This is a genomic window from Pseudomonas asuensis (genome assembly GCF_014646755.1).
GTDB classification, from domain to species: domain Bacteria; phylum Pseudomonadota; class Gammaproteobacteria; order Pseudomonadales; family Pseudomonadaceae; genus Chryseomonas; species Chryseomonas asuensis.
The window spans coordinates 121,531-146,560 of the sequence record NZ_BMNW01000006.1 but is presented as its reverse complement, the minus strand read 5'-3'; the positions used below and the strand labels follow the sequence as shown (position 1 = coordinate 146,560).

The following is a 25,030-nucleotide window of genomic DNA, read 5'->3' as shown; positions in this document are numbered from 1 at the left end:
CTCGTTAAAACGGTTCATGCTCAAAAACACCGGACTTAGCTATCTGGGCCAAGTCTATGTGATGCTGGCCGGCATCCTGATCATGCCTTTCTACCTTCGGCATATGGGGGCTGAAGCCTACGGACTCATCGGCTTTTTTACGGCCATGCAGGCTTGGCTCTATTTGCTGGACGCGGGGTTATCACCTGCTCTTGCGCGCCAGATCGCTCATTTTCGCGGGACGCAACAGCACAGCCGATACTCGTCAGGTCGCCTATTGCGCTCATTCGAGCTTCTTATCCTGCCAGTAGCAGTACTGACTGGTCTGAGCATCCATATAGGCAGTAACGCCATAGCTCATGGCTGGCTGAAGGCAAGCCAACTTGATCCGGTGATGATTGGCCAGTGTATCAGCCTGATGGGACTGATGATCGTTTTGAGGCTCTATGCCACGCTCTACAAGAGCGGTATTCAGGGGATGGAGCAACATCACTGGCTCAATGGCATCAACGTTTTTTTCGCAACGCTTAGGTATTTTGGGGCGCTGCTATTCATTAGCTATGTCAGTGCAAAGCCCTTGCACTTCTTCGTCTATCAGACTCTGGTAGGGCTTCTGGAAACGCTATCCTTTGCTAACCGAGCCTACAATCTGATGCCCAGGCCCCGCCGCCTGACAGGGTTCAATTGGCAAATGGTCAAGCCTGTACTGCCATTTGCGCTTGGCATGTCGTCCAGTACAGTGCTCTGGATGCTGCAGACCCAGCTGGACAAGGTGCTGCTCTCAAAAGCGCTTACCCTGCAGGAGTACGGTTATTTTTCCCTGGTTGCTCTGATTGCGACCGGTATCCTGTCATTGACTAACCCGCTTGTACAAACGCTCCTGCCACGCCTGACGATGCTAACGGCAGAAGGTCGCATTGCCGAGATGCGAGCGCTGTACCTAAACGTGTCACGGCTGTTTTGCAGCGTGCTATTCCCTATGGCAGGTGTCATTGCCTTCCATGGGCGCGAACTCCTCTATGCCTGGACGGGCAATGCCGAGGCAGCCGCCTGGAGCAGCCCGGTCCTGATCTGGTATGTCCTAGGCAGCGCGCTGCTGGCCATGAGTGGTTTCCAGTTCTATCTGCAGTATGCCCACGGCCAACTGCGGATGCATGTCTGGTTTGGAGTCTGCTCTACCGCTATCAGTGTCCCACTGATGATGTACGCCATCCTGACCCATGGTGCACTGGGTGCCGGCGCGATCTGGTTCGCGGTCAGCCTGGGAACCCTGGTAATCTGGCCTCACATCGTCCATGAGCGTTTTTCACCCGGCCTTAGTTTCCTTTGGCTGTCAGATCTTCTGCGTATCGCCGTAATGACTGCGCTTGGCCTGGCCTTGGGCGACTGGCTTCTGCCTGCGCTGGACGGTAGCCAACGCATTGAAACCTTCATAGGTCTGGCGGGACGAGGATTGCTCTGCCTGGTGTTCGTGTTCCTGTCTGCTAAAGCCGTTTTTTCAAAGCCGTATCTCCTGGGCCAGAACCCGAGCGTTTAATCATGGAAGTAAAAACCGAACAGGCCATCAAGAAGCATTGGGGCGCCGACGAGAACCCTCTGGTGAGTGTGGTTTGCCTGACCTATAACCAAGCCAGCTTTATTCGCGAAACGCTGGACGGCTTTTTGATTCAGGAGACCCGCTTCCCCTTTGAGGTCATCGTGCACGACGATGCCTCGACTGATGGCACGCAGGCCATCATCCAGGAATACGCTGAGCGTTATCCTTCTATCATCAAGCCTATCTACCAGCAGCAAAACCAGTACAGCCTTGGTGTTCCCTTTATCACTAAAATCTTTGCTTCGCTGGATAGCCCCTATATCGCGATTTGCGAAGGTGACGACTTCTGGACGGACCCTCGCAAACTGCAGCTCCAGGTCGATTTCCTCGAACAGCATGATGACTATGTCATGACGTTTCACGACGCCTATATGTTCAATGAGCAAGGCATCATCCGAAACGTCCAGCTGGCCGGACTGCACCGCCGCGATGCCAGTCAGCAGGAGCTGCTACGGGCCAGGTATTTTTCCACCCTAACGGTCTGCTTTCGCAATGTGATCAAGGCGCTCCCTCCTGAGCTGCATGGCGTACGCATGGAAGACATATGCTGGTGGTCTTTGCTGGGTGCTCACGGTAAAGGCAAATACATGAAGGAGATCCGGCCTGCCGCTTACCGTGTACACAAGAATGGGGTCCTGTCGATGCGCCCGCAAAAGCAGCGCACGGCAATGAGCCTGCACGCCTATTACAACCTGGCACGCTACTACCAGCGCATCGGCCAGCAGGAGCTTTACGAGTACTTCATGACGCAGGTTTTTAGTCAGTCGCTCATTGTCATGACCCATCGCAACCGTTTTCTGGCATTTCTGCAGCTGGCTCGGAAAGTCTTACTCAAGCCGTTTACAAACGTCATTCCCTCAGTCATTCGGAAATGATCATGCTTTCCTTCCAAAAGACTGCTGGTTTCTGCCCCGTAGGCGCTCAGGCGAAAGCATATTTCCACCCGATTCATGTCATCCCGTGCAAGGAGAAGCACCATGCTTAAAACGATCTCGATGATGCAGCCCTATTTGTTTCCCTATCTGGGCTACTTCCAACTGATCGAAGCCAGCGATGCTTTTGTGCTGGTTGATGATCTGCAGTTCGTCAAGGGCTCCTGGATGAACCGTAATCGCGTATTGACCCACGATGGCCAACCCAAGCTGATCACCTTTCCACTGCGTAAAGGAAGTCGTCGAGCGGCTATCAACGAGCGCTGGTTATCCGATACGTTCGATGAAGAAGCAAAAGCATTATTGATTATGCTGGAGCACAGCTACAAGAAAGCACCGTACAGAGCAGAGGTTCTGGCTTTGCTGACCAGTATTTTCGCAAATCCAGACCGCAATCTGGCCCGCTTTACTGAAAACTCAATTCGCGCCCTGTGCTGCTATATGAAAATTGATACCCCTATCCACATCCTGTCGGAACTAGCTGATACACGACAGATGGATAAGCAAGACCGGATCATAAAGGTTGCCCAGCAGTTGGGGGGCACTCGTTATCTCAACTCGATTGGGGGCGTCCCACTCTACTGCCCTGACTATTTCGCAAGCCACGATCTACAGCTGCGCTTTATCAAGATGGATGAAGTGACCTACCCTCAGCTTACCTCTGAATTCGTCCCCTCCCTTTCCATCATCGACGTGCTGATGTTCAACTCTATCGATGCTGTAAAGGAGCTGCTCGCACGCTATACGCTTGTAGAGGGCATAGCGCATTTGGATAGCTCATCAACTGAAGCGTTTTTAGAGCACATTGCCTAATGATATAAGCACTACTCGCCTCTAGTCGCTGGCTTTAAAACTTGTAATTAACCGCAACATCCAGCGTCTGAAGCGAGGCGCTGGATACTGGACTGCTTTTCCAGAAGCAAGTCTGCCTTATAAAGACAAAGACATCCGAAATATACCTTTGGTGATAGACTGGCATCTTTGGATGCAAGGTTTTTCAAGGAACGATGCGGGGTTTAAAATTCTCCCACAATGCCAGGCTCGGCCGCCTGGTGGATGATGGGTATAGAGAGCTTGAAAAGGCTACTTCTCGTGATGACCTATTTGCCATTATCGACACATTCGAGTCCTTTCCAGGACCAAAGACGTTCCAGCCTACACTAGGGCTTGGATCGTTGGTTTCAGGCGCTCTGTTGATCCTCTTGTCGCTCATCCTCTACAACAGCCTGCATTCGCCCTTGGACTTTGGCAGCTACCAGCATTCTGCAAGCGTTTGTATCGGTATTGTTGGCAGCTTTGCTGTCTTGGCGGGCATTTGCATACTAATCGGTCAAGCCAACAATATACCCATGCTTTCCAAGGTTTTGATAAGGAAAATGATCCTTATCGAAATGAAACTACATCCCTTGGATGATTATCGCTATTTGATTCTCGAACGGATTAGCGCCGACTTTGGAGATTATCAGCGGGAAGGTCATTCCAGAGAATTAGTTGTAGCTCAAGACAACTCTCTGAAGCCTTCATCTGATCCCTGTCAATCCTTTTCCTATTATGAATTGGCCTACGCTGAAAAAAGAGTTGAGGTCAATTACAACACCGAACGCGCGCGAGATGAGTGTAAAGAGGTCATTCATCATTTTAAACGCTACAGTCTCATATTCGACTTCCAGGGGTTGCGCGGTCTTACAATACGCACCCATGCGGCAGGAATCCTCTCTGACAGAAGGGTATGGCTCGATACAAGGGATTCAGTCTTCGACCAACTGTTCAGGCTGTCAGGTGACAGTCTATTGGAGTGCGAAACACTCCTGAAAAATGATCTACTCGGCCTGTTCATCGAACTTGAAAGTTTCCTAACACGGCCATCCCTGGAATTTTCAGAGAAAGGTCAGCTCTGCTTGAGTTTTGATGATGATCTGCTGAAGCCAGCTATCGAGGAAGATCTGAGCTTACCCGCCGCATTACGTATAAAGCTCGAACATGGCACTGCAACCAGCCGGTTTATTGAAGTTCTGGAATGGATTGAGCGATTGCAGAAGCAAGTGAATACGATCACGCCAAGTGCTTGATGCGCTCTGAACACTGCATGGCGGATCATGGTTGGCGCCTATAAAGAGCAGGTACCAACCATTTAGAAAATCCTGCCAAATGCTGCGGTACTGGTATCGACAGGTTTATGTTGTCGGATTCAGGATCGTTAACAGCACTTGCGCATGCTCTGCTGCATCCCGTCCTAAGCCTGTCAGATAGCCGCCGTCGACCTGACTGATTAGGCCTTTATCGTAAAGCCTCTTGATCGCTGCCAGCACTTCTTGCGTAGCGTCCTGATGGACCTTTAGTCCTGCCAGATTATTACTCAGGTCATATCGAGCCAAAAGGTTGATTTCTTCGATGAGCGCTTGGGTATACGGCATGGCGTGTCCTTATTTGAGTAACCCTGTCATTGAGTCTAGCCGCCGTGTTCCAAAATGCTCGCAGGGTAATATGTTTCACTTTAAATCAAGCGCGAGCTGGCCTATCCACTCACAGCCATATACAACACCAGCGCTGAAGCCAGGAGATAAACCGCGCTGTGCAAGAAAGTACTCATGGTCATTGCCTCTAAAGGGACTGTAGAACACGAGACTAATAGTCCTCCTCTTGTAGAAAAAGCCGATATAATAGGAATCAGTGTCAACCAGGAAGAGACTTTCGCATGCAATTCGAGGACTTACGGCTGTTTGTGGCTACGATCAATGAGCAGAGCTTTACAGCAGCGGCAGAAAAGCTGGGTCTCTCCAAGCAGTACGTGAGTCGAAGAACAATGGCATTGGAAGAGGAGCTAGGTGTACGCCTGCTCAACCGCACCACGCGAAGCCTAAAGCCTACCGACTTGGGTATGACGCTTTATGAGCGTGCGGTTCAGATTCTGGATGACGTTAACGAAACACAGGAGCTGGTTTCAAGTCAGGGGGTAAATGTCCGCGGAACACTGCGTGTTTCAGCGCCGATGACGTTTGGTACTCTTCACATCAGCCCTCTCCTGCCTAAGTTCATGCAGGAAAATCCGTTGATCAATCTGGAATTGGACCTCAATGACCGAGCCGTCGATCTGGTAGCAGAAGGCTACGACATGGGCATTCGTGGTGGAATACTGGAGGACTCTACCCTCATTGCCAAACGGCTGATGGACATTCCTATGGCCGCCTGCGCAAGCCCCGAGTACCTTAAGCAGCATTCAACTCCTGAAACGCCAGACGACCTGCGTCATCACGAGTGTTTGCTCTATGGGCATGTGAAAAGTGTAGAGTGGAAATTCCAAACCCAGGGCCAGCTTGTATGCGTCCCCGTAAAGGGTAAGCTGCGCACCAACAACGGCGAGGTGGTCCGGGATGCAGCAGTTGCCGGGCTCGGCATTGCCTATTTGCCGGTGTTTATTGTCAACAATGCGCTCAACGATGGACGGCTGGTGCCTGTACTGCAAGCTCATCAACCCCCTACGTCTGCCTTTTATGCCGTCTATCCGCAGCACCGCCAGTCTTCGAGAGCGGTACAGGCGTTTGCCAATTTCCTCCGGGAGCACTTGGCTGTTTAAAGGCTCGGCTCTCATCCCAAGGCCTGCTGAGGGGCTTGCTGGCCCCCGGAGCGGCGCCAGCTGAGTGGTGTACACCCTACTGCCTTGGTGAATACACGGGTGAAATGTGATTGATCCGAGAAGGCACATTCCGTACCTATCTGGCTAATCGGCAGATCTGTATTCACAAGCATTCGCTTGGCCTTGGCGATACGCAGCTGCTGGTACCAGTCGCGAGGCGATAGCCCAGTATTTTTTTTAAATGCTCGGGAAAAATGGCTTCTCGACAACGAGCAGGCCTGAGCAATCTCGGATACCGAAAGTCCTTCATCCAGCTGCTCTATCATTAAACGCTTGGCCATCCTCTCCTGCCAGCGTGACAAAGCGATTCTATCGTCGACAGGCGCTTCAGGCTGAAAACCATTAGGCGCAAGGCGAGCCTGCAATTCGTCGATTAAGGTGCGACTGATTGGCCCTGCTGCGTCCTGAACACTATCAAGTGTTTCGAGCAGGCGGCGTACCAGGACATGAGCAGTACCAGCCATACCTGTATCAGGCTCTGCACTACTGGCGCAGTCCAGTCCATGTAACAGCTTGGGATTGAGCATAGTCATTCCAACGCTCCTTAGAGTAGTAGGTTGGAATGCAGTATTGAGGTTGGGAGCCCTTAAGGTCCTTGGCTAAAGTTGAAACGTTCTTAAATGAAAAATCTGATCTGTCACTATTCTTTAACAGTGAGTTGCCTTGAGTGACATGCAATACGCGAAGTGTGGCTATAAAAAAGCCAGCTACCTGTAATACGGTAGCTGGCCAGTGAATGTTAAAGCTGCCCTAAAGGGACGCTAAAACCTTAAGACTTCTTGATCAGCGATTCGACAATGTTTCTGGGCGCCTCTGCATAGCGAGAAAACTCCATGGAATAACTGGCACGACCTTGTGACATAGAGCGTACATCCGTCGCGTAGCCAAACATCTCACCCAAAGGTACTTCGGCACGCACGACCTTGCCGGAGAGGGTATCTTCCATACCCTGAATCAGACCACGCCGACGGTTCAAGTCGCCCATCACGTCACCCATGTAGTCTTCAGGCGTAACCACCTCAACCTTCATGATGGGCTCAAGCAGCACCGCACCACCCTTCTGGGAGAGTTGCTTGGTTGCCATTGAGGCAGCAATCTTGAACGCCATCTCGTTGGAGTCCACATCATGGTAGGAGCCGTCAAAGACCGTTGCTTTCAGACCGAGCAGTGGATACCCCGCCAGGACACCGTTCTTCATCTGATCTTCGATGCCCTTTTGAATCGCGGGGATATACTCCTTGGGAATTACGCCACCCACGACTTCGCTGGTGAACAGTAATCCCTCTTCCCCTTCATCGATGGGTGCAAATCGAATCCAGCAGTGACCAAACTGGCCACGGCCGCCAGACTGACGCACAAACTTGCCCTCTATTTCGCAAGTGTTACGGATCGTCTCGCGGTACGCCACCTGAGGTTTGCCAATGTTTGCTTCAACATTGAATTCACGCCGCATGCGGTCGATAAGGATATCCAGGTGCAGCTCACCCATCCCTGAAATGATAGTCTGCCCGGTTTCCTCGTCCGTCTTGACGCGGAAAGAGGGGTCTTCCTGGGCCAGCTTGCCCAACGCAATACCCATCTTTTCCTGGTCGGCCTTGGTTTTGGGTTCGACGGCCACTGAAATCACCGGCTCGGGGAAGTCCATCCGCTCCAGGATAATCGGCTTCTCGAGTGAGCAGAGGGTGTCCCCGGTTGTCACATCTTTCATGCCGATCAGGGCAGCGATGTCGCCTGCACGAACTTCCTTGATTTCCTCACGAGTGTTGGCGTGCATCTGCACCATCCGGCCGACCCGCTCCTTCTTGCCTTTCACCGAGTTAAGTACCGAGTCGCCTGATGACAGCACGCCTGAATACACCCGCGCAAAGGTAAGCGTACCTACGAAGGGGTCGGTTGCGATCTTGAAGGCCAGTGCCGAGAACGGCTCATCATCATCGGCATGGCGCTCGTCGGTGCGCTCGGGATCATCCGGGTGCACCCCTTTAATGGCAGCAATTTCGATGGGAGCCGGGAGATAATCGATAACCGCATCCAGTACCAGCGGCACCCCTTTGTTCTTGAACGAGGAACCGCATACCGCCGGAACCACTTCACCCGCCAGCGTCCGCAAACGCAGACCTGTGCGAATTTCATCGTTGGTGAGCGGCTCGCCTTCAAGGTATTTGCTCATGAAGTCTTCATTGGCTTCAGCCGCCGCTTCCACCATGTGCTCACGCCACTCCTCGGCCTCGACCTGCAACTCGGCAGGGATATCCTCCTCGCGATAGGTCATTCCCTGGTCATCGTCGTTCCAGTAAATGGCCTTCATCTTCAGCAGGTCTACCTGGCCGACGAAGTTTTCTTCACGACCAATTGGGAGCTGAATCGGAACCGGTGTATGGCCCAGGCGCTTTTTGATCTGATCGACGACGCGCAGGAAATCCGCACCCGCACGGTCCATCTTGTTCACGTAGGCGATACGGGGCACATGGTATTTGTCTGCCTGACGCCAGACCGTCTCGGATTGAGGCTCAACACCATCGGCTCCGCTAAATACCACTACGGCACCATCGAGTACGCGCAGGGACCGCTCCACCTCAATGGTGAAGTCCACGTGACCGGGCGTGTCGATAATGTTGATTCGGTGCTTATCGAACTGCTTGGTAGAGCCAGACCAAAAGGCCGTGGTCGCAGCAGAAGTGATTGTGATACCGCGCTCTTGCTCCTGCACCATCCAGTCCATGGTTGCGGCACCGTCATGCACCTCACCCATTTTATGGTTCACACCGGTATAAAAGAGGATGCGTTCGGTCGTGGTTGTTTTTCCGGCATCCACGTGGGCAACGATGCCGATATTGCGATAGCGGTCGATAGAGGTCGTTCGGGCCATAGAAGATTCTCCTAGAAACCAGCGTTGTCAGCCGGCAGACAGGCGATACGGATATCCGCCCGGGGCTGCAATAACAATAGACTGACTTACGAGGCTTGTATTGAACGTTTGTGCGTATCGCTTGGAGAGACGAGCCTAATCAGACAAGCTCACCGTACTGTCAACCATATTGAGACTTTTTTACGCATTTCAAGTGATTTATCACATCATTTAACCGCTTTACTCTGGGCCCATACCTGATTCGGGTAACAACACATTGTTGATTGACCAGGAGACTGAACATGTTAGCCCTTCGTAAAGCAACTGAACGTGGATTCGCCAATCATGGCTGGCTCAAGTCTTTCCATACCTTTTCTTTTGCCAGCTACCGTAACCCTCAAGAGCAGGGGTTTTCGGATCTGCTGGTGATCAATGATGACCGTGTTGCTCAAGCACAAGGGTTTGGTACTCACCCCCACCGCGATATGGAGATCTTCTCCTACGTCCTGGAAGGGGCGCTTGAACACAAAGACACGTTGGGAACAGGGTCCGTCATCCGCCCGGGCGACGTACAGCTCATGAGTGCCGGCACCGGTGTGGCGCATAGTGAGTACAACCACTCTGAGAGTGATCCTGTCCATTTCCTGCAGATCTGGATTGTACCTAACGCCCGAGGCGCCGAGCCGCGCTATCAGCAAAAGCACTTTAGTGCAGAGAGCAAGCGCGGCCAGTTGCGCCTGGTCCTTTCGCCAACCGGCGAGCAGGGCTCCTTGGAAATTCGTCAAGACGCACGTGTCTATGCGGGTTTGTTCAACGGTGAAGAACAGGCAACCCTGAATCTGCAAGAAGGCCGATATGCCTATGTGCACGTAGCGCAAGGGCAGATTGAGCTCAATGGTCAGGTACTGGGTGAAGGCGACGGTGTAAGAATCCGCAACGAGCAGATGCTTGCCTTTAGCAATGGAAAAAATGCAGAAGTGATCGTATTTGACCTGCGCCCTAATGAACTTCCCATGATGCCATGACTTAAAGGGGAGCCCCGATCTTCGAGGCTCCCCTTTTGATCAGCCTTGCTTTTGTGCTGCCAACGGTAGTGTAAAAACAAAGACACTGCCGCGCTTACGACCCGTGAACGCATGAATGCTGCCTCCATGAGACTGGATAACCGACCGGCAGATAGCCAATCCCATTCCCATACCGCTGCTCTTGGTGGAAAAGAAGGCATCAAACAACTGCTCACGGTGCTTGTCCGGGATGCCTATGCCGGTATCCTCAATGGATACCACGACATAGTCTAACGCCACCACATTTGAGCACACCTCAAGCTGACAGGGAGACTGACTGGCCTGGAGCATCGCTTCAAGCGCGTTGTTAATTAAGTTGAGAACTACCTGCTGCAACAGAACCCGGTCGCCAAGCACAACACCACCACCCGCAGCCAGACGGGACGTAAGCATGACGTGGCGATGTTCGATCTCACCGGAGATCAGCCGAAGTACCGTGGCGATTACTTCGTCAATGAGCAGCGGCTGCAGATCAGGCGTGGCCTGTTTGGTCAAAGATCTAAGAGCATGCACGATGTCACCGGCCCGCTTTCCTTCCTTGGCTATCTCTTCCAGGCTTTCCCGTGTTTCAGAAAGCTCAGGGACAGGCCTGTCCAGCCATCGAATACCAGCGCTGGCATTGGTTACTATGGAAGCCAGCGGCTGATTGATCTCGTGGGCGATGGATGCGGCCAGCTCTCCCAGGATGGTTGACTGCGCGGCTCGTGTCAGCTCGGCCCGGGCGTTACGCAGTTCCGATTCGGTCGTTCTGACCTCGGTAAGATCAATAACAGCGCCAATGTAGGTTTCACCATCCAGATGGCCCATGGTTTCAAGGCGCTTTTCCTTCCCTTCAGGTGTAGTGATCCGGATCTCGTAACGGTACGGGCCCCTGGCACGTACCGCCTTGTTTACATGGGCCTGAAACCCGGCCAGGTCATCGGGATGAATCAGATCCCACAACCCCACGTAGCCAGGCGGAACATCACTTCCTGTAATGCCAAACAAGGCATACATCTCCGAGGTCCATACCGCTTCGTCCGTAACGGGATTCCAACGGTAGATACCGATATTGCTGATCTGCTGCCCCAGTTTCAAAAAGCTTTCGCTTTCTCGAAGCGCCGTTTCAACGGCTTGTCGACGCTGGTTTTCAGCGACCAGCTCTTCGTAAAGCCGGGCAGTTTCCAGAGAAATGGCGGCCTGGGCGGCCAGCAGTTCAAGAACCTGCGTCCGTTCCTGGGTAAAAACTCCCGGCATGAGGTTGTTTTCCATATAGAGGGCACCCACGACCTCGCCCTGTCTGAGCAATGGAAGGCACAGCAGCGCGCGTACCTTATGGTCTGTAAAATACACGTCACCCGAAAAGCGAGATGGTTGACACGCATCTGTCAGCACAACTGGCTTCTTGCTTCGGATTGCCGTATTGAGAACAGAGATAGGTAGCCACTGTGGCTTTGCAGGCTCAGAGACCAAGTCAATGGCGACGTCCTGGTTCGGCTCAACCCAACTGCTGGCCGCAACCACTGCATTTTCCTGTTCGACAAAAAGCAGCACACCGCGCTGGGCGCCTGCATGGATCAGCGTATTTGTCATTAGCCGAGCGATCAGTTTGTCCAGCTCAAGCTCCTGGGACAAGGCCTGGGAGGCTTTAAGTACAGATATAAGATCAAGGTTCTCCTGGCTATCGACCGTGGCTGGTGCCCTACCAACCGAGGCCGACTCTGACCATGGGTGATGCCTATCCAGCTGAGTAACCTTCGCGTTCGCCTCCCAGATCTTGTAATACCGCTTTGCACTGTCCAGGTGGCTTTGGCTGGCAACATGCAGATCATGGGCAAAGCAATGTCTGGCCGCCAATTCATGGGCCAGAGCCTGAACAGGTACAAACCCATAACGGCCCGCCAGCATGGCGGCCTTTTCATACAGTGCCAGAGCATTCAGTCCGTCCCCGGCGACTCGGGCATGTTCAGCATCAAGTAGCGTTGCCTTGTCCTTGAACACGCCAGGATTGATTTCGGCCCAGGCATGAAGCTGCTGCCGATGCGGCTCCATGGCAGCCAAGGCTTCCTCCGGTGAGCCAGTGCCGGCAAGTGCAGCGTAGGTCAGTGCCTGAAACAAATGCAGATCAACCAGGTGAATATGTGCGGGTACAGACCAGGCTACCTGAGCGGCTCTTTCCAGGGCCGATTGGGCATCAGCGTAATAACCGAAATGATAGGCGCTCATTCCTCGCAGCAGGGCTTCCCAGAACAGGACCACTGTTGTCTCGCTCCGAATATGATCGCGAGAAGGTGCACTGGTACCCAGTTGATGCACATACTGCTCAAAGCACCGTATGGCCATCTGAACATCCTGGAAATCGATACGCTCGGTAAAGGAGCGGGCAAGCTCAAGGTGCTCTTTAACCTCGGATAGCGGTTTGCCGGCGACCATCAGGTCGAACACGATATGCATACAGGCATAGCTGGATGTCGTGAGATTACCTTCGGTATAGCTCACGGCACATGCCTGGCGCGCATAATCCAATGCGGACTCTACGGGCTGCGTCCAGACACTGACTTGATCCAGCGGCACCAGCACGCCCGCCCGGGCCGCATGAAAGCCATGTTGCTCCACAACGCTTAACGCGGTTCTAGCCAGTTCATAGCCCTTGGCATAGAAGCCATGCCGCTGCGCAATCAGCACACCCAACCAGGCCATGCCTTCTGCACCGGCGCCAGTCAAGCCATGCATGAGCGTAAGAAGCATCAAATGGCACTGCTGCCGAAAGGATAATTCAGCATCAACGACCGTCGCAGGTATGATCATGCTGGAAAGCAACCCAACAACAGGCTTTATCGAATCGTTGGTCATCAGCGGTAAATGCAGGATCGACTCGATGCCATGAGTGTCAAGCCAGCGGCAAATCTCATCCCAAGGCGCTTTCAGGTTTGCCAGATCAATACCCAGTTCCTTTAACGCGACGGTTGCGACGTCGACAGCGCCTTGGTAGTCGGATTGCAAACCGCGCAGCTCTACACCGAGCTGATGAAACTCGGCTCGCTCGGCAGGCGATGTCAACTGAGCGAGGACCAGTTCCAACCGGTGGGGTACTGCCTCCAGCTGCATGGACAGTAACAAACATTGCAGGTAGAGCAGATTCAATGCGCGTCGCTGGTCATCCATAGGACGACATGCAACATCCATCAGAGCTTCGGCCTGTTGTAGATACTTCAGCGCCGCGTGGGTCGCAGCTGCGGCTTTTGCACACCGCGCCGCATTCAGCAGGGCTGTAGTGATCAACGAATAATCGGCAGGCTGGAATGCAGCAATACCGGCTCGTTGAATGTGTGAGGCAATGGCGTAATGCGCTTCGGGTTGGCCTGCTGTAGCGATACGATCAATCAGATAACAGGCGACCCGGGCATGTTCTTCCAGACGCTGCGCTTCAGGTATCGAGCCGTAAACCGTCTCCTGTACGCGATCATGAGATAGCCGGTAGTAACCGTCCTGCTCATTGACCAGCGAAGCCCGCAAGGCGGGTTGCAATTGATGCTGCACATCGGATGTAGACAATCCACACAAGTCTGCCAATGCGGCAAGCGGCGTATCGTTTCCCATCAAGGCCAGTGTCTGTAATACAACAAGACAGCTGGCAGGCAAACGCTCCAGACGGCTGAGCATCAGATCAATGACATTATCGGCATAGTGGTGCTGCTCAAGGTGATCCATATCCCACTGCCAGCACCCTTCCCTCTGCTCAAGGCGCTTTTCCTCAAGCAGATAGCGGATCAGCTGCTGCGTAAAGAACGGATTACCACCGGTCTTATCCTGCACCGCTCCAGCCAGAGCGTTGATGGAAACAGCCCCGCTCTTCAAATAATGCTCAATTAATCTACCGGTCTCGTCCGGAGACAGAGGCCTTAGCGGCAGCATGGTGAGATTGGATGAAGAATCTGTCAGCTGCTGCAGGAACATCTGAAACTCACCTGGCAGACGTGCATCATTCTCACGGTAGGCGCCAATGAACAGAAAATCAGAAATACCGGCCTTGACCACGTGGAGGATAAACGTAAGCGTTGCCGTGTCGAGCCACTGCAAGTCATCCAGAAATAGAACGAGTGGACGCTCTGGTGAGCCAAACACTGACAGCAACGCTACCAGCGCTTCGTTGAGCCGGGTATGTACTTCATTGGCAGGCAAACTGGGTGTATAGGTAACTGGCCCAGTGAGCAAGTAAAGATCTGGGATAATGCTCATTAACAGCCCGACCTGCTTGCCAAGTGCCTGGTCAAGGCGATGGCGCAAAAAGGATAATCGTTCGTTACCTTCGCCCATTGCCCTTATCACCAGACTGTTCAAGGCCTGGGCCAGGGGTGAAAACGGCGTCTGCTTCAACTGATCGAACTTGCCTTCGATGAAACAGGTATCGTGACTGTGCAAATTGGAGGCGAACTGCCGGACCAGTGTCGACTTGCCGGTGCCTGAATACCCTTCCACCAGAATGAATTCGCATCCGTGCGAACGCTTGACACGATCAAGCGCAACGGCCATATGTCCGAGTTCTTGCTCCCGCCCAACAAAGGTATCACGCGTGTTAAGAATAGAGCTGATGGCAGGCGAGAAGGTAGAACGTTCGGGTTGCCTCAATGTCTGAAGGCAGCACTCTAGCTCCAGCGCTAACGCCTTGGCTGTTTGATAACGTTCGGCGGGATTCTTTTTGATCAGTGTCAGGATTATCTGATCCAGCACAGGCGGAATGGTCGTGTCGAAACGACTGGGCGGTGCAGGTTCGCGGGCTAGATGGCTGTGGAACCACTCAACCGCATCGCCTCCCGAAAACGGTAACCGGCCTGTCAACCACTCATAAAGCGTCATTCCCAACGCATACAGGTCACTGCGAACGTCTACGCTCCCCTGCGCTCCATGGAGCTGCTCGGGAGACATGTAGTCAACCGTACCTTGTAGGGCACCATTGCGTAGAGTCTCAGCCTGAGACAGTGGTATCGTGTTACCAAACCCGGTCAGGCGTATTCCGCTATCAGAAACACAGACGAAGTTGTCTGGCTTGATGTCCTGATGCAGCAAACCTTGTGCATGCAGGCAGCCTAGGGCATGAGTCGCAGCTAGTGCCCTAACGATAAAACACTCGATGCGGTCATCGCCAGACACCAGCGGACCAACCGGTCGCCCCTGCTGATCATCAAGCAGTAGAACAGGGCCCTTCTGGGTTGGGATATAGGCGATAGGTATCAATGCCCATTCAGGTTGCAACAAATGACGTAAGGCGAATTCCCGCTCCAACCGCTGACAGGCGGTCCTGTCTGTATGTAGCGCAGCAGTGCAGGCAAGCCAGGTTTTGCCGGTTATCGGATCACGAACACTAAAACGGTGTGTGTGCTCACTATCAAATGGCTCCCAGGAGAGTCCCTGCAACCAGGCCTCATCCAACGGGATCTGCTGTACCTGGCCACTCATATCTATAGTCCGTCAAATTCTTGCTTGGTCGTACTGGGCCAATGCAACGCTGATCCGCTCCAGCAGAGCCAGATCATCGAATGGTTTGTCGAGAAAGCTGATGGCGCCTGCAGCATACGCGCTCCGTTTAACATGGTCATCTGCGTGCGCCGACATGCATATCACACTGATCGTCCTGCCTGCTACCAGCAGCTGCCGCTGTACTTCAAGGCCATGCATGCCTTGCAGACACATATCCAGCAACAAGCATCCTGCCGTACCCGCCGCTTCTGATTCGAGAAATGCTTCGCCTGACTCGAAACTGGCAGGGCGATAGCCTGCCGACTTGAGGAGGTTCCCGAGGCTCTTGCGTACAGAAGCATCGTCATCGACGATACAGATGACTGTCATAGTAGCGTTCTCATAAAGGACGAATCGTCGCCTGCAAGCTCATGGCTGAAGCCGTTCATAGATTTTTAATAGTTCCAGGGGCGTCCTTGCCTTCATTTTGGTGAGTACGTGTCGCTTATGCACTTTTGCCGTAATCTCGCTAATGTTCAGCGTAAATGCGATTTGCTTGACCATGTGGCTGCTCAGGATCAGCTCAAGTACTTCTTTTTCTCGCTTTGTAAGGCTTTGGTAACGTTGTCTCAGGGCCTCTGTTTCCAGACGGTAAGCCAGCCGCCCGGCATCAAGCTGGAGCGCCTGCACTACCACCTGTAGCAGTTCTTCTTCATTGAACGGCTTTGTAAGGAACTCATGAGCACCGGCCTTCATTGCACGAACGGACATTGGAATAGTGCCGAATCCGGTAATGAAAATGATGGGGAGCATCAGCCCGCGCTGATTCATTTCATCCTGCAAGGAAAACCCGTCACCTTGCGCCAGGTTGACATCCAACAGCAGGCAACAGGGTTGCAGTGAGCAGGGTTGATCCAGAAAGTGCTGAGGGTCTGAAAACGTCTCGCAACGAATATCGTACGAGCGTAACAAGCGGGACAATGCCTGGCAGATGCTTGCCTCGTCATCAACGATATAAACAACAGGCTCAAATCCCTGTGCCCGTAGTGAGCCTATAGTTTCAGGACAGAACGACTCGGTCATGCAGTGATTCTCTTCAAGCGTCTGAAATACGCTTTTCACAGTGTGAGCTGGGCTGTTCATGGATACATGCTAAGCGATGAATCATTTCTCACTGCTATTTGGTGTAGCAGATAGCTGCGTGTCGCCCGCATTAGTCGGTAACGGTGAAACGGTCCCTGGGGGACAATAAGCAGGAGCGATTTGGTAATCAGCCCCATCATGCTGTCCATGAGCTGTCGGTGGGTAAAGCCTAGTCCGCTAGCAACTTCACAAACGGCGTCCAGAGAAAACTGACCATCCAGACGACTGATCATAAGCAATACACTGCGCTCTTCCATTTCTAAAAGCCGATAGCTCCACTCAATGCAAGCTGCAAGGCTCTGCTGGCGCCTGGGCGCTGTTCGCAAGCTGGCATCCAGCATGTGTGGCCGATCAATCAATTCATCAATCACTATTTGCAGCCCTAATGCTGAGGCCCGGATGGCAGCCATTTCCAGAGCCAATGGTACTCCATCGACAAGTCTCCCTACTTCTCCCAACAGCGCCAAGCTGGCATTGTCAGGGACAAAGGAGGGGTCAAGTCCCGATAGCCGGAGAATTAACAGCTGTGTTGAACTGCAAGTGAGAAGCGCCTGCGCGCTAGACTCCACACCAACGGTGTCAAGTGGCGGAATGCGAATCGTATGCTCATTACGTATCCGCAAGGGCTCGCGGCTAGTGACCAGGATTTTTAGGCAAAGTCCCGTTGCGAACAAGAATTCGCACAGCGAAGCCACCCCCTCGATCAGATGCTCACAATTATCAAGCACGATCAGCAACGCATTGTCTGTGTACCGTTGCTTGAGCCGGTCCATTACCTGCTCCATGGAGCCTGGCTCAATGTCCATAGCTTTGGCCAGTTTATCAAGCAGGCCATCGGGTGACTGCTCATCAGCAAACATCACTTGAAAAACCACCCTCGCCTGACTCTCATGAATCGAGGCAGCCAGCGCTAGTGCTATTGCTGTTTTCCCGATGCCACCACATCCAATAAGGGTGACCAAGAGGTTACGTGCCAGCGCGTCATGGACCTGCGCAAGGACGTCGTCGCGTCCGATCAACACGCTGCCTGTGTCCGCCCAAAGTGATGGAGTCGGAGTCTTTGGCATTAGTGCCTCCTCGTCCTGCCCAACCAGCAGATATCCCCTTCCTGGTATCGTGCGTATGATGTCCTTATTACAGCCCAAGGCTTTGCGAAGCGAGGAGATATGTACTTGAAGGTTGTTTTCCTCCACAACCGTTGAAGGCCAGACGCATTGCAGGATCTGGTCTTTATTGACGACCTGCCCTCTTGCCTTCAACAATAACTCTAATACATCGAACGCACGCGCACCCAAGGGCTGCACTATGTCATTCCTCAAGACCTTTCTCTGCTGAAGAAATACCTGGGCTTGACCTAGCATAATCATGAGCGTCACCCAATCCTTTATTATTGACAGACTGCCTTCTCAACGTGGAAAGCACTGGCAGGATGGATGCTATAACGGCTCGGATCAGAGTAGATATTATCTCTTGAGATAATAAGCGTGATGGAGCGTAAAAAGAGTTACCTGCTCTAGGACGCGGTATTAAGGTATATTTATACGCGCTTCAGCTAGACGAGCACTCCTTTAGCGTACTCAGATATAGGCGCTTGTTGTTCAAAAAAGTGACACGAAGGCGCTATGGCCTGTTTTGTATCCAAAGGAGTATATAAAGCAGGCGTGACCTCGGATGACGTTAAGCCCTCCTCAATGATTTAGCGATCATCCTGGACGCCACCCAGGCGAACCGTCTTTTGTTCAACCTGATTCTGCGCATTGACGACCAGCACCGTAGCCTGCCCAGCCGTATCATGCTGAACGGTCCGCTGGGGGGGAATAATGATACCTTGCTCGTTTAAAGCCTGATCAAGACGTACCCGGACCAAAGTGCATGACAGTAAATCAGGCTGATACCTCTAGCATAGTCCTGGCATAATTCCAGGCCATAGCCCCCTAAATAATGGATGCTTTCATAACCTAATTATAGCGCCCCTGCTAACTCAACCTTATTGCAGTCCAAGCAGGTATATAGACAGGTAAACGTTAGCCTGGGTCCTCAACTGCTCAACACAATGAAGCCTTAATAGAATGTACTCATCCGAACGGCGATACAGAGGGCTTCCCAAGCACTCACGCCATTACGATCATAGACACAGCAACCAGAAAACCGGATTAGTAATATAGATATATAGTTAGAAAGCTCTTTTAGGCAACCTTAATAAAGACAGGGAAAACGTAACCTATTGACTGTGATGATCAATAGTACATCCTCGCCAAAATTATCGGAGACAGTAAGCCTATATCCTTCCTTAGACAGTTTATTTGATAAAGACCAGCTATTGATTAAGCAATTTTCTAAATTAGTTGAAGACAATTTTTATTTATAAAGTGATTTTTGATAAAGAAATTATTAAAAATACATTTCATGCAATACGGATTAACCACTTAGTGAACCCTTTTCTCAGTGCCATAGTCGAGATGGGTCAAATCTTTATTTTGATCAAACCCCTGTTACCTCTGACGGCATTACTGCGGGGATGATATGACCTCAGCCCTATAGCTGATGATCATGGTCAAAGCGTTGCGCTTGGGGTTGTAAACGTATTACCAGCAGTCATCAAGCGTCAGGGTGAACAGCGATAATAAGGTTCTTTGCCGGCAGCTATCGCGAGAGGCGTTAGCCCTATTGCAAAAGCACAAACCCATAGTATTGATCATATCGACGAGCCTATTACGATCGATCTTGCAAAGATAAGTCTACGCAATTTTAGGCGACGATTCTTGCTCAAAACCAATCGTCCCGCCATAGAATATGTACAAAATACCAAGGTAGACTTTGCCCGCAAATTACTTGAGCAAAGGGTTCTACCTCTGACACCTCTTTCTACATAAGGTGGCTTTGGGATACCTCAAAGGGTACGTTATATTTTCTGCAATCAGTTAAGCTTGACGCCGACACAATACAAAAAGCAATTTGGGTACACGGTACCAGCTAGTCATACCCAAGCCGAGTACAGATAGAGAAATACTGTCCTAAACAGCGATGGAACCGCTTCGCGTCCACGAGTAACGCAGGCAGGGTTTCTCCACTACTACGAGATGCTACCAGTGAGCTCCATGCGCTACGACTCCAGTTCGAGTAACGCACCCGATGCCGGCACTAACTTTGATGAGACCTGGCTTTCCAGGTGTAAATTATCCTTGCTCTGGCGCGAAAATGAATTTGCTTATCTGCACATAGTAGACCCTCGTACGGGGCATGAGTGGGAGGCAATACGAGCGCCCTCTCAATCAGAGTCTGCGGTTGAGCAATTAGAAGCAATCTACAACATTCCCTTAAAACCGGAATGGGCTGTAGTGCCGCTTGCGTTACTGAGAACAATTGATGGACCGCTTGTGGTGTATCCACATGTAAGCCCTGCAAACCTCCCCGTTCTTTTAGATAAGGGTAAGCTATCCATTGCTCACTTTCTTGACATTGCTCAGGCTGCTGCCCTGGCCCTTGCAAAAGCGCATATGAACGGTGTGCTACATGGCAATCTAAGGCCTGAGCAGTTGGTAATCATGCCAAGCGGTACGGTTAAACTACGAGGCTTTCGCCCGCCACCTATCTTTTTGCTTCCAACCGAAAAATCCTGGCCTTACCAAGCACCTGAGCAAAGCAATCTAAAGACTGGCTATCTGGATGTTCGGAGTGATATCTACGCCTTAGGCACCATTTTGTACCAAGCGCTATGCGGAACATTACCCCTGTCAGCCGTGGACGCTGTCCAATGGAGATATGCTCATACGGCCGTGCAGCCAGCCTCACCTTGCGCGACGGATCTATCCATCCCCAAGATGGTTTGCGATATTTTGTTAAAAACGATAGCTAAGGATCCAGAGGCTCGCTATCAAAGTGCCGAATCTCTTGCCTCAGATCTGCTCTACTGCCTTGAGCAGTGGAAAGCCCATGGGCATATTGAAGCATTTAACTTAGGTCGTTCAGATCCGTTAGTAGGCTCTGCTAGAGGGCAAAAGCTCGTGGGGCGCGATCACGAGTGCAAGCAAATAGAAGAGGGCTTACAACGCACTACTCATACTGGCGCCTCAGAAGTAATCCTGATATCAGGACCTGCCGGCAGTGGTAAATCGGCTTTAGTTCATGAGGTATTGGCTCAGGTAACGGGTATCTACTACGCCAGCGGAAAAAGTAGCCTCCTCTATCGTGGAGTACCTTATGCGCTGTGGTCTCAAGTCTTTACTTCGCTTACTGATCAGCTATTAGGTAAAGACAGTACTGAGGTTCAAGACACAGGTAAGCGGCTGCTTGAATTACTTAACGGCCGTGGACGCCTGCTTACCGAGCTTTCCCCCCAAATAGAAATGGTCATAGGTGCTACAGCAAGCCTGCCCGCCCTGCCTGCACGTCACGCGCAGGAGCGAGCAAATAGTGCCTTTTTGGAATCGCTATCTGCATTCGCCAATAGTGATCAACCATTGGTACTTTTTTTTGATGATATACAATGGGCAGATGCCTCGTCTTTGTCTCTTCTCAAAGCGTTTCTTCTCTCTCCACCGCACAACGTCCTGCTCATACTGGCCTATCGAGATAGTGAAGCCGGGGATCTGACAAGCAGTGACGGCCTAATAACTTTAGCGTCACATCACTCATCCCTGCTGGTTCAGCAGATTTATATGCAGCCCTTGCCTGTCGCTGCTGTCGCAACATATTTGGCTACCCATCTTGAGATGCCTCCTGAAGAGACGGAAGCTCTGGCTCACCTTATTCACGTCAAGACGGCAGGAAATCCATTTTTTGTAAACCAGATGCTACGCACCATGATTGATGACCGCATCATTCGTTTTGACGCAACGTCACGAAAGTGCATATGGTCAATGGATGATGTTGTAAGGCATCGTTATGCAGATAATGTCATAGAGCTGATGGTTAACCGACTTGGCCGGTTGCCGTCAGAGCAACGTGAGCTAATACGGGTAGCGGGGTGTATTGGAGAACGTTTCGACGATGATTTGTTGGCTCGCGTGGCTAACCTCGACGTCGAACAAATGCGCTGTCTGGCAGATACGCTGGTAAATGCAGGTCTTTTACAGCGAGAGGGTCAAAGCTACGTATTCCCCCATGACCGGGTACTTGAGGCTGCCTATAACCTTACACCAGATTCTGAACGCGCAAGTGAGCATACGCATATAGCAGTAGCCATGCAGTGTATCTATGGAGCGCGCGCTTCTGAGGCTGCATTTGAAATTGCCAATCATATTCAGCGAGCCTCGCCTCGTATGCTGACGTGTGAACAGGTGAGAGCATTTATCGGCTTGCTTTTAGATGCAGCCCGTCGAGCCAAGGACGCTTCTGCTATAGAACAAGCGGCCGGATATTTAAAAACGGCCAAAAAATTGATGGGAAATAGTGGTTGGGCCAATTGGTATCCTGAAGCCTTTGCAACCCACTTGCTTGCAGCGGAGTGCGAGATGTTGCTTGCGCAACTGGATAATGCGCACCGCCTCATCAATGACTGTCTGGCGGCGGCTACCAGCCCACGTGATAAAGCACTGACATATCGTCTACAGGCTACGCTCTTTACGTTGCACTCTAATTATGAGGGAGCAATCGTAGCTGCACTTGAAGGCTTAAAGCTGCTTGGAATCTCGCTTCAGAGAAATCCTTCTGAATTTGAATTGGACGAGACCTATAAGCAAGTCAAAGCGATCATTGGCAGCAGGTCTATTGCCGAGCTTGGTACTCTACCTAAAGCAAGCGATCCACAGATAGAAGTGGCAATGGAACTGTTGAGTACACTCATTGCGTCTTTTTTCGTAAACGATGGAATTAGCTTTCTCCATCTTGCGAAAATGGTTGAGTTAACTCTTTTACATGGCACCACACCTGGTTGCTGCTATGGTTTGTCTTGGTTTGGCGTGATGATTGCTGCTCGTTATGACGCCTATGCTGATGGCCTAGCGTTTGGAAATGTAGCCCTAAGCTTTGTCGAACAGCATGGATACGCAGCCGCCCGAACAGCAACCTTAGTTGCAATCGATCAGTTAAGTCCTTGGACAGAATCACTGGACTATGCCAGAGCAAGAGCACGTGAAGCATTAGCATCAGGCTATGGAGGGGGCGATTTGGGAATGGCATGTTATGCCTGTAACCACATTGCCTCGGATCTGCTCATTATGGGCGAACGCCTTCCTGAGGTACTTAAGGAAATCAGCTCTGGTTTAGCACTGGTCAGGCAGTTTCAATATATCGATATTGAACGCATTCTACTGGCTCAACAGACCTTTGCTTTGAATATGCAATTAGGTCGACCAGCACAATCGATCAAAGACCTTGATAAACCTGAGTCGGATAAGTTCGGTCCTCTAGATAAAGATAAAGTCTCTCAGCCGACGCTATTTTGGATTTATCTCTATTCGGGAATGTCCGCCTTTTACTACGGCCATATGGACTACGCACTTCGCCGGTTTGCAGACGCAGCACCGCTCGCCTGGTCTCTTCCCGCTCATATCAATCTTTCTGATTTCCATCTTTTCTACGCCTTGGCACAAGCCAACCCTGCGGCTCCTGGTGATACTGCATCGAAACTGCAGCGGCTTGAAAGGCACCGTGAACGATTTGTAGTTTGGAACTCAATCAATCCCAAGACCTTTCGTAACCGGTTGTTTATGGTCGACGGGCTTATTGCCAAATTGCGTGGACAGTATCTAGTGGCCCTGCACTGCTTTGACCAAGCCGGTATTGCTGCAGCAGCATCTGGATTTGTGCATGAGCAGGCTCTAGCACATGAGCTAATGGCCGAAATGTGTGAGGCCAGCGGTTTGGTAACCGGAGCAAATCTCCACTTTCGTGTGGCTCGTGATTGTTATCGCCTATGGGGCGCGCTCGGTAAGGTCAAACAGCTAGAAAGCACCCATTCTTTCCTGGCGAGCGAACCGATTGTAAAGCAAACGGATCAAGCCTCAGCCCATACAGGCATTGACCTTGCGGTTGGGATTCAAGCTGCAAGGGCGCTTTCTGAAGAGGTCTTGCTGGACCGTCTGGTAAAAACGCTGATGAATCATCTCATGGTTCATGCGGGCGCAGAGCGTGGGATTTTATTGACTGTAGATAAAGAAACGCTGGTACTTGCAGCCATTGCAAACCTGAGCGAAGGTGAAGTCGTGGTCCAAATGCATAGCGGCCAGCCTACAGCAGAAATTGCTCCCATGTCTGTGCTTTATGCAACCATGAGAACGTGTAAACCTCACGTGTTTGAGGATGTGCAACGGGATTGTCCCGAAGCTCATCGTATGGATCTTGGAAAAAGCATTGCGCGTTCAGTGCTCTGTATGCCACTTCTCAAACAAGGCAATCTTATTGGCCTCATCTACCTCGAGAACAACCAGACTCCTGGCGTTTTCTGCTCAGAGCGGCTAACGATGCTTGAAATTCTTGCTTCTCAAGCCGCTGTGTCTATAGAGACTGCTCAGTTATATGCCAGACTCGTTGAGGACAATCAGGTACGAGCTCAAGTAGAAGCTGAGCTGTTGCGCTCTCAAACAGAGCTGGCGCGAGTTTCGCACCTTACAGTAATGGGAGAGCTGTCTGCTTCTATTGCGCATGAACTTAGCCAACCGCTACTTGCCATTGTTTCAAACGCAGGGGCGAGTCTGCGATGGCTCAAACGTGAGCCTGCCGATATAGAGGAAGCGTTGGCCGGCCTTGAAGGGATTCGACTAGATGGCATTCGTGCGTCCAACATTCTCAAGGCGTTGCGTTCTCTAGCTAAACAAGCCCCGCCCAACCTTCAAGTTATCTTCCTGGATAGGTTAGTGCTTGAGGTGCTTCGGCTGACAGCTTCTGCCACGGAGAAGCTGGGCGTTAAACTAGACATCAGCCTGAAGGCAGATACGGCCACGCTTGCCGATCCAGTTCAGATCCAGCAGGTAATTTATAACCTGGTCACCAATGCTCTGGAGGCACTATCAAGTGTCGCACAAGAAAATCGACGCCTTGTCATAGCCTCAAGCGTCGAGAACAACACTGTAAAGATTACTATCGAAGACACAGGTCCTGGCATCGCTGAGGAAGACCGTGAACGAGTCTTTGATACTCTTTACACGACAAAGACTGAGGGTATGGGTATCGGGCTTGCGATATGTCGCTCAGTTGTTAAAGCTCATGGCGGGTCACTAACGATAGAATCAGGAGAATACGGCGGCTGCCGTATCTGCTTTGGAATCTCTACTGCCATGTAATTGTTTTTGAGCTCTTTAGCCGAATTATCGCCACTGATCGCTGCAAAAAATGTCTTCTTATTAGGCACCACCATACTGTTACGCCTGAACTCAAGCGCGAGGCCTCGGCTTGGTGCTTGACTAGAGATATAGCTGCATTAACGTGGCTCGCGTTTGCTGGAAATCGCTAAGCCAA

The 25,030-nt window shown here is 51.6% G+C and carries 15 protein-coding genes; 7 read left to right on the top strand and 8 right to left on the bottom strand.

Annotated elements, in window-relative coordinates:
• Positions 1–16 precede the first annotated feature (16 nt).
• The 4 genes from IEX86_RS14625 to IEX86_RS14610 all read left to right on the top strand — a co-directional run bounded on the left by IEX86_RS14625 (position 17) and on the right by IEX86_RS14610 (position 4,577).
• Positions 17–1,516 carry a lipopolysaccharide biosynthesis protein gene (locus tag IEX86_RS14625; protein ID WP_188867032.1) on the top strand — a complete coding sequence of 500 codons (1,500 nt, stop codon included), beginning with the start codon at positions 17–19 and terminating at the stop codon, positions 1,514–1,516.
• A gap of 2 nt (positions 1,517–1,518) precedes the next feature.
• Positions 1,519–2,451 carry a glycosyltransferase gene (locus tag IEX86_RS14620; protein ID WP_188866865.1) on the top strand — a complete coding sequence of 311 codons (933 nt, stop codon included), beginning with the start codon at positions 1,519–1,521 and terminating at the stop codon, positions 2,449–2,451.
• Between the two features lie 102 nt (positions 2,452–2,553).
• Positions 2,554–3,321, top strand: coding sequence for a WbqC family protein (locus tag IEX86_RS14615; RefSeq protein ID WP_188866864.1), 768 nt, complete (start codon positions 2,554–2,556; stop codon positions 3,319–3,321).
• A gap of 194 nt (positions 3,322–3,515) precedes the next feature.
• Positions 3,516–4,577: a hypothetical protein gene (locus IEX86_RS14610; RefSeq protein ID WP_188866863.1), complete on the top strand. Its 1,062-nt coding sequence runs from the start codon at positions 3,516–3,518 to the stop codon at positions 4,575–4,577.
• Between the two features lie 105 nt (positions 4,578–4,682).
• On the opposite strand, the gene IEX86_RS14605 is transcribed toward IEX86_RS14610, so the two are convergent.
• Positions 4,683–4,922 (bottom strand): TIGR02647 family protein, encoded by a 240-nt coding sequence (locus tag IEX86_RS14605; RefSeq protein WP_188866862.1) that lies wholly within the window; start codon positions 4,920–4,922, stop codon positions 4,683–4,685.
• 281 nt (positions 4,923–5,203) lie between these two features.
• On the opposite strand from IEX86_RS14605, the gene IEX86_RS14600 reads away from it, so the two are divergent.
• Positions 5,204–6,082, top strand: a complete 879-nt coding sequence (locus tag IEX86_RS14600) for a LysR family transcriptional regulator (protein ID WP_188866861.1) — start codon at positions 5,204–5,206, stop codon at positions 6,080–6,082.
• Positions 6,083–6,093: 11 nt separating this feature from the next.
• On the opposite strand, the gene IEX86_RS14595 is transcribed toward IEX86_RS14600, so the two are convergent.
• Complete coding sequence (locus tag IEX86_RS14595; RefSeq protein ID WP_229685353.1) at positions 6,094–6,675, bottom strand: helix-turn-helix domain-containing protein; 582 nt, start codon at positions 6,673–6,675, stop codon at positions 6,094–6,096.
• 236 nt (positions 6,676–6,911) lie between these two features.
• Complete coding sequence (gene fusA / locus IEX86_RS14590; RefSeq protein WP_188866860.1) at positions 6,912–9,011, bottom strand: elongation factor G; 2,100 nt, start codon at positions 9,009–9,011, stop codon at positions 6,912–6,914.
• 281 nt (positions 9,012–9,292) lie between these two features.
• On the opposite strand from fusA, the gene IEX86_RS14585 reads away from it, so the two are divergent.
• The gene (locus tag IEX86_RS14585; protein WP_188866859.1) at positions 9,293–10,015 is read left to right on the top strand and encodes a pirin family protein; all 723 of its coding nucleotides are present in this window, start codon (positions 9,293–9,295) and stop codon (positions 10,013–10,015) included.
• A 39-nt stretch (positions 10,016–10,054) separates the two neighbouring features.
• Here the strand turns inward: IEX86_RS14585 and IEX86_RS14580 are convergent, their stop codons facing one another.
• The 5 genes from IEX86_RS14580 to IEX86_RS14560 form a co-directional block, all read right to left on the bottom strand.
• Entirely contained in the window at positions 10,055–15,490 is a 5,436-nt protein-coding gene (locus IEX86_RS14580; RefSeq protein WP_188866858.1) for a trifunctional serine/threonine-protein kinase/ATP-binding protein/sensor histidine kinase, read from the bottom strand.
• 12 nt (positions 15,491–15,502) lie between these two features.
• Positions 15,503–15,871, bottom strand: coding sequence for a response regulator transcription factor (locus IEX86_RS14575; protein ID WP_188867030.1), 369 nt, complete (start codon positions 15,869–15,871; stop codon positions 15,503–15,505).
• 48 nt (positions 15,872–15,919) lie between these two features.
• Complete coding sequence (locus IEX86_RS14570; RefSeq protein ID WP_229685352.1) at positions 15,920–16,633, bottom strand: response regulator transcription factor; 714 nt, start codon at positions 16,631–16,633, stop codon at positions 15,920–15,922.
• The gene (locus IEX86_RS14565; RefSeq protein WP_188866857.1) at positions 16,630–18,000 is read right to left on the bottom strand and encodes an ATP-binding protein; all 1,371 of its coding nucleotides are present in this window, start codon (positions 17,998–18,000) and stop codon (positions 16,630–16,632) included. The genes IEX86_RS14570 and IEX86_RS14565 overlap by 4 nt, the downstream gene beginning before the upstream one ends.
• Before the next feature lie 329 nt (positions 18,001–18,329).
• Positions 18,330–18,500 carry a permuted SH3 domain-containing protein gene (locus tag IEX86_RS14560; protein ID WP_188866856.1) on the bottom strand — a complete coding sequence of 57 codons (171 nt, stop codon included), beginning with the start codon at positions 18,498–18,500 and terminating at the stop codon, positions 18,330–18,332.
• A gap of 1,678 nt (positions 18,501–20,178) precedes the next feature.
• On the opposite strand from IEX86_RS14560, the gene IEX86_RS14555 reads away from it, so the two are divergent.
• Entirely contained in the window at positions 20,179–24,855 is a 4,677-nt protein-coding gene (locus IEX86_RS14555) for an ATP-binding sensor histidine kinase (protein WP_229685351.1), read from the top strand.
• Positions 24,856–25,030 lie beyond the last annotated feature (175 nt).